Source organism: Streptomyces sp. NPDC002520 (assembly GCF_053595235.1).
In genome coordinates this window covers 65483-71671 of sequence record NZ_JBSFXG010000019.1, presented here as the reverse complement: position 1 = coordinate 71671, position 6189 = coordinate 65483, and the positions used below count along the sequence as shown (strand labels likewise).

The 6189-nt window shown below is 68.3% G+C and carries 5 protein-coding genes and 2 pseudogenes; 4 read left to right on the top strand and 3 right to left on the bottom strand.

The annotated features are described in order from the left end of the window. Positions 1–233 precede the first annotated feature (233 nt). Positions 234–1152, bottom strand: a pseudogene (locus ACWD5D_RS25455) (extracellular solute-binding protein); the annotation flags it as partial. Between the two features lie 57 nt (positions 1153–1209). On the opposite strand from ACWD5D_RS25455, the gene ACWD5D_RS25450 reads away from it, so the two are divergent. Next, positions 1210–1362 (top strand): hypothetical protein, encoded by a 153-nt coding sequence (locus ACWD5D_RS25450; RefSeq protein ID WP_451375050.1) that lies wholly within the window; start codon positions 1210–1212, stop codon positions 1360–1362. 24 nt (positions 1363–1386) lie between these two features. Here the strand turns inward: ACWD5D_RS25450 and ACWD5D_RS25445 are convergent, their stop codons facing one another. Both ACWD5D_RS25445 and ACWD5D_RS25440 read right to left on the bottom strand, forming a co-directional pair. Beyond that, positions 1387–1668: a helix-turn-helix domain-containing protein gene (locus ACWD5D_RS25445; RefSeq protein ID WP_451375049.1), complete on the bottom strand. Its 282-nt coding sequence runs from the start codon at positions 1666–1668 to the stop codon at positions 1387–1389. Positions 1669–1894: 226 nt separating this feature from the next. Further along, positions 1895–2191, bottom strand: a pseudogene (locus ACWD5D_RS25440) (AraC-like ligand-binding domain-containing protein); the annotation flags it as partial. A 502-nt stretch (positions 2192–2693) separates the two neighbouring features. Between ACWD5D_RS25440 and ACWD5D_RS25435 the strand changes: the two are divergent. The 3 genes from ACWD5D_RS25435 to ACWD5D_RS25425 all read left to right on the top strand — a co-directional run bounded on the left by ACWD5D_RS25435 (position 2694) and on the right by ACWD5D_RS25425 (position 5917). After that, positions 2694–3056 carry a hypothetical protein gene (locus ACWD5D_RS25435; protein ID WP_451375048.1) on the top strand — a complete coding sequence of 121 codons (363 nt, stop codon included), beginning with the start codon at positions 2694–2696 and terminating at the stop codon, positions 3054–3056. A gap of 1113 nt (positions 3057–4169) precedes the next feature. Continuing rightward, positions 4170–4991, top strand: a complete 822-nt coding sequence (locus ACWD5D_RS25430; protein WP_451375047.1) for a class I SAM-dependent methyltransferase — start codon at positions 4170–4172, stop codon at positions 4989–4991. An 11-nt stretch (positions 4992–5002) separates the two neighbouring features. Beyond that, entirely contained in the window at positions 5003–5917 is a 915-nt protein-coding gene (locus ACWD5D_RS25425) for a malate dehydrogenase (RefSeq protein ID WP_451375046.1), read from the top strand. The last annotated feature ends 272 nt before the right edge of the window (positions 5918–6189 follow it).

Genomic DNA, 6189 nt, shown 5'->3' with positions numbered 1-6189 from the left:
CCAGCAGCAATGGAGAAGTCCGGCTGGATTACCAGCCCGCCCTGGGCTGGCCCGGCGAGCACGTCGGCGGAGGCGGTCCCGGACATCGTGACCGCCTCCCCCTCACGCCCGGAGGGGCGGACGGGGGATGTCCAACGATGTTGCCGTCGACTCGGCTGTAGCCAGGGGTTTTTGCCCTTGAGGTCTGCACGAAGGTGCAGGGATGTCTCTCATGCCTATCCAAGGTCCCTGGCTCAGCGAGCGCCGGTGATCGTCCTCAGCTCACGGGCCAGCCGCCTGGCCGCCTGCTCCGGCGACTTCCGCTGCGCCAGGAGGTCCTGGCCCACGGCCTGCACGGTGAGGCTCACCTGCGCGTAGCGTGGGCTCTTGGGGCGAGGTGCGGCCGACAGGATGCTCCGTCGCAGGGTGGGCAGGTACGGATACGCGGCGGCCAGCGCCGGATCCTCGTACAGAGGGGCCCGCACCGGCGGCTCGGCGCCCTGGGTCAGTGCGCGGCGCTTCACGGCCTCGCTGGTCAGGTACGCCAGCAGAACGGCCGCCGAGGCGGCGTGCCGGGACTGGGCGGGACACCACGAGGTTGGAGCCGCCGAGCCCACTGGAGCCCGGCCCGTCGAGGCCGGGCAGGGGCACGGCGTTGAAGCGCCCCGCAACCTTTGAGCCGGGCGCGCTCGCCTCGGCGTAGGCGTAGGGCCAGTTCCGCACAAAGAGCAGCTTGCCGTCCTGGAAGGCAATGCGGGACTCCCCCCGTATAGGGCAGGGCTTTGGGGACGATCCACCCCTCGCGCACCCCGCCCGCCAGGTACTTCAGGCCCGCGCGGGCCGCCGCGGAGACGACCACGACCGGTCCCCGTCGTCGCCGAGCACGGTGCCGTCCGCCGACTGGATCGCCTCGGTGACGTTCACCGTCAGCCCCTCATGGGGGAGGAACTGCCGGGCGTAGCCGTCGATTCCGTACCTGGGGGCGAGCGTGCGGGCCTGCCGCTCCAGCTCGGCCCAGGTCCGCTGCGGCTGCTCGCCCGTCTTGTCCAGGATGTCCTTGCGGTGGTACAGCAGTCCGGCGTTGGTCACGTAAGGGGGGGCGTACAGCCGGTCCTTGAACGTGGCCGTGTCGACCACCGGCGGCAGGAAGGAGTCCACCGGGAACCGTTTGCGTTCGCCGACCGGCGGGTGGCGACCGCGGCCTTCGCCCATGGGGGACTGGCAGACCGGATGGTCCTGTCGCACGACGCCTCGTGCCACATCGACTGGTTCCCGACGGGTGTGCGCGAGGCAATCGCCCCGGACTGGCACCACACCCACCTGGACTACCAGGTGCTCCCCGCACTGCGCCGGTCCGGCGTCACCGAGGAGCTGATCACCTAGGATGCTGGTCGACAACCCGCGCCTTTACTTCACCCCGCCCGGCGCCCGATCCGCCGGAGGCGGCAGAGCGCGGTGCCGGGCCTCGCGCGGCGTCATGCCGAATTCCTGGCGAAACGCGGTACTGAAGGACGCGTGACTGCCGAAGCCGCAGGCGTGTGCGATCTCCGCGATCGACTGCCCCGCCCAGCCCGGACCGGACAGCCGGGTCCGGGCCAGCCAGGAGAAGCCGTTCCCGGCGGATGAGGTCGCGCGCGGTCGTGTCCGCCTCCCGCAACCTGCTGGACGTAGCGGGTCGACCAGCCCCATGCGCGCGATGCCCGCGACGTCCAGCCCGTCGTCGCCGGCGTGGCGAGGACGTACCGGCGGATGTCGGCCTCGACTGTCGCCCGCTGCCCGGAGTGGGCACAGTCGACGACGCCCTCCGCGGCCAGGCACACCAGGTCGAGCAGCCGTTCGCAGGCGAGGTCGAAGGCGGCCTCGAGAGCTGCTCCCGCTCCTCCTTGAGTGCGGTCACCATGGTGCGGGCCACCCGGCTCGGACCGTCGGCCCCGCTGAACAGCTGCGGCTCGCGCGAGAGCGCCGGGCTGCGGGCGAGCACTTTTCGACCCGGCACGATCAGTGAGATCGAGCGGAAGCCGGCATGGTGTGCGAAGGCCAGCGGCCGGTCGCTGGAACACAGGGCCATGGCGCCGGACGCGATCTCGCCCGAGACCGGTCCCTGTTCCACCCAGGCGGTCCCGGCCAGGGGGGCGAGCAGTTCGTACGTGCGCCGTGGAGCGCTCCCGATGTGCCGGGCCGTCCGGGTGACGTCTGCTGTCCGCCGGTGCACCAGGCGATGGCGTAGTCAGGCGAATGCTCGCAGTCGAGCCGACCGGTCCACGGGGCGGCACGGTCGGCCACCGCTACGCGGCTCGCACCGTGCAGACCAGTGAAGGCGTCGTTCCAATCACTGACCGAGGGCACGGGCCCGACCGCGGTCAACTGGTACATGCCTAGAACCTTATCCAGGTAGCCGTGTGGTGTAACCCCGGTGTAGAGAACGGACGTTGGGCGTCACCGGTTGGCGCGCCGGGGAAACTCTTCCCGTCCAAGCAGAGGTCGCCCGTTGAACGGGCAGGATCCCGCTGGTTCCGCCCTAGTGGCCGACCATCGCCTGAATCATGAACGACATCAGGAGCCGGCTACCGCGAGGTGCGGCGGATCTCCGGAGTCGGGCCGTGCCGTTCCCGTGGACGGCACGGCCCGAGAATCGCACGACGGTGGAAACCCGGGGAGGCTCAGCCGGCCCCAGGTCGCCGCTTCCACGACAACTCCCCAGGAACGGATTCCTCATGAACTCGACCTCCCGCATCAAGTGGGCCGGAGCCACCGCCGGAGCCACGGCCCTCGCCGCCGCGGCTGTGGTGATGGGGGCGTCGGGCCCGGCGTCTGCCGCGACCGGCTCGACCACGATCTGCGCGCCCAACTACAAAGTCCACTACGAGCTGCCCCAGCAGGGCAGCTCCGGCGACATCCCCCGGGGAGTGTGCCAGTATATCCCGCTGGAGTCCGGTACCAGCTACGTCAAGGTCTGGGGCTACTGGAACACGAACCCCGGCACGTTCTACGTGGGCACCGGGCACCCCCAGAACCCGGGTTCGACCTGGTTTACCGCGGCGGGCTCCACGACCAGCCCGTATCTCACCATGAGCTGACCGGCCGGGCCGCCCGGGGTGGAATTCCCCGGGCGGCCCAACCTCTCCGAGCTGACGTGGATCCGGTCCCCGGCGCTTCGGCTCGGCCGGAACCGCTGGGCGTGGGCATGCGTGCCTTGTTCCCTGCCGGACCGATCTGCCAGGTCCGCTACGGGCGCGCCTGGCAGCGCAAGGTCCCGGCCGGCCCGGATCGCCGTCACGCTCGCGCAGACGGCACCCGAGGGCCGGCGGCGGGCACCGCTCAGGCGTCGTCGGCCGTCCGACGCCGACGAGGAATTGCGACACGGCTTTTCACCGGCCGGCAGACCGCAGCGCTGCCCGCAGACGAGTTCCTGGAGCCGGTGCTCGCCGTCCGCGCCGCCGTCCATGCGATGGTCCAGGCCGCGATCCGCATGACCCGCGATCAATCCGCCTGTTATGCAGCCGTACCTGCGGCTCCGTCGGCCGTATGAAGGTGGCCCTTTCTACGAGGTCGCCTGCCAGGGCCGGACCAACCACCGGCCGGGTCGGGCCGCCGCCGGCCTCGCCCGGAACACCCTCCCCCTGGCCCCGGCCGAGCTCGCACCCGCGCAGGGGAGCGGAGCCGCGGACCTTTCCGTCACTGCCGGTCAAGGTGCCCGAGGCGTCCTCGACGAGCCGGCCCCGCACGGCCGGCCGCTTCGCACGTGCGGACCTGCCCGCCGCCCCGGCACCACGGAGCCGGGAGCCGCCCCGGCGGCCGGGCATCCCTGGAAACTTTCACGCCATCGGGCCTGCTGGACTCGGACAGCACCTGACTCACCGGCTCCCTCGCGATCAGTACGCCTTCCTGCGTGGTCTCCGCCCTCCGCTCTCCGCCACTCACAAAAGTCAAGTTCAGAAGGTGTTCCCGATGGCCTGTTCTGGGTACCGTAGTACTCCAAGGTGAGGGGCCGAAAACGGCACTCACGAGAGGCGTTGACTGGTATGCCGCTCATCACGGCGGCATCTCTCCGTCCATACGTGAGCAGTTGTCCCCGCTTGCCTACTTCGGAACCCACCCGGGACTGAGCTTGCCATGGGGCCCACGGCCAATGCGACTTGACCCGCAGCGCAGAGAGCGACCGAGGAGGCGGCAATGAAGAGGGATCTCTCATGACCAGTGAAATATCCCCAGAGCTGGCACCGGACCTCTCCTACGTATTCGCTGACTCAGGAGCAAAGGAACGCGATCGTCTGCGGTTGCTGGCGAGATTGACGGACCCTCTGCATCAGCGAACGCTCAGAGCAGCCGGGATGCGCGCAGGGCTGCGTTGCCTGGAACTCGGCTCGGGGGCGGGCACGATGGCCGAGTGGATGGCTGATCAGGTGGGGCCCGAAGGCTACGTACTGGCCACCGACATCAACCTGTCGCTCCTGAAGGACCTGCGCCGCCCGAACCTGGAAGTCCGCGAGTTGGACGTCATCACGGGCGAGATACCCCAAAATGCCTTCGACGTGGTCACTTGCCGTGCCCTCCTGCACCATCTGCCGCAGTGGGAATCCGTCGTCAGGCGTATGGCGGGCGCCCTGAAGCCGAATGGTGTATTGGTCCTGATTGAACCCGATGCCACTGCCGCGGTGTTCAGCGAGCCGGAGCATCAACGCTTCTGGTCCGCCTGGTGTCGCTGGGGGAGAGTGCAGGGAATTGATTTCAGCCTCGGCCACAAATTGCCCCAAGCCGTTCAGCGAGCAGGACTGGACCTCCGTGACGCAACCATGGAGGTGCCCTTCTACAGCGGTGGCTCTCCCTGGGGCGAGTTGTACCGCTCCACCGTCCATGCGGCCCAGCCGCGCCTGGGTACCTGGGCCGGACCCGACCTGATCTCCGAGTTCGAGAGCCTCGACACGAGGGACAGCCGTCCGATGTGCTCCTTTGGCTGGATGGCCGTCTGTGGCCGAGCCACCCGGGACACGACGGCGGTGCGACCGCGGTGAAGCCCCCGAAGGTGACGATTGTCGGCGCAGCGGGCGGGGTTGGGTCGGCCCTCACCCATCTCCTCATCAACGCACGCGACCGTTACGAGATCGCGCTCATCGGCCGGCGTCCGCAGTCCGTCAGCTGCCTGCTGATGGATTCCGAATCGCTCGCGCCACTGGGCCGGACGTCCGTCGTCAGATACGGCGGGGTAGGAGATTTCCACGACTCTGACATCATTGTCATGGCGGCGTCGGTTCCTTTCGCGGCCCAGGCATCACGCGCGGACTCGATGGCCGACAATGCGGAAATTGTGCTGCCCTATTTCCGGGAGATCGCCAAGATCTCCGCGAATTGGCGTGGACACGTTATCATCGTGACCAACCCGATCGACGTGTTCAGCAGCTGGTTGCAGCAGCATGCGCAGATTGACCGCTTGAGGATCCTGGGCTACTCATGGAACAACAGCCTGCGCCTGCGAGTGGCCATCGCCCAGGTCCTCGGAGAAGACCCGGCGGATATCACAGCCTGGGTCATCGGCGAGCACGGGGATGCATTGCTTCCGCTCTTCAACCGGATCCTGGTGAGCGGCAGGCGAGTACAGCTGTCTGCCTGCCAGCAAGCGGATATTCTTGACAACCTGCGCACCTTCTACGCTCGATGGGGTCGCCTAGGGGTACCACGTACTACCGCGTGGACCACGGCGGGGGGAATCGCCCGGATGATTCACGACATCGTTCATGGGCGGCCGGCGGACTGGACGGCTTCCATAGCCTTGAACGGCGAGTACGGTCTCCGCAATGTCAATGTCGGTGTCCCCGTCGCCATGGACGCGCAGGGAGTCTCCGGCGTGGTCGAGTGGGACTTGGAGGAATCAGAGTATGCCGCCCTCCATCACGCGGCTTCCCTCGTCCGGCAAAGCGTAGAAAGTCTGGGCAGGATGTGAACAGAGCCACCGGCAGCCCAAAGGTTCACCTGATGCCAATCGACCCGTGGGCGTGGTGTTCTCGGCCATCTCCAACGACCTCGTGCACGGTTGACGGTGCGCGTCGTGAATCGCGGATTCTCTGGGCGGTTCACATTCTCGGACGGTGCCGCCTGGGTCGTCGTCGCCATCGAGGGCGCGCATTCTTCGCCTGAACTCCTCGGTCCTGCCGTGTCGTTGAGTAAGCTGGCCTGCTGCTGGGCCCCGACGGACCCGGTGTGATACAGCGCAGA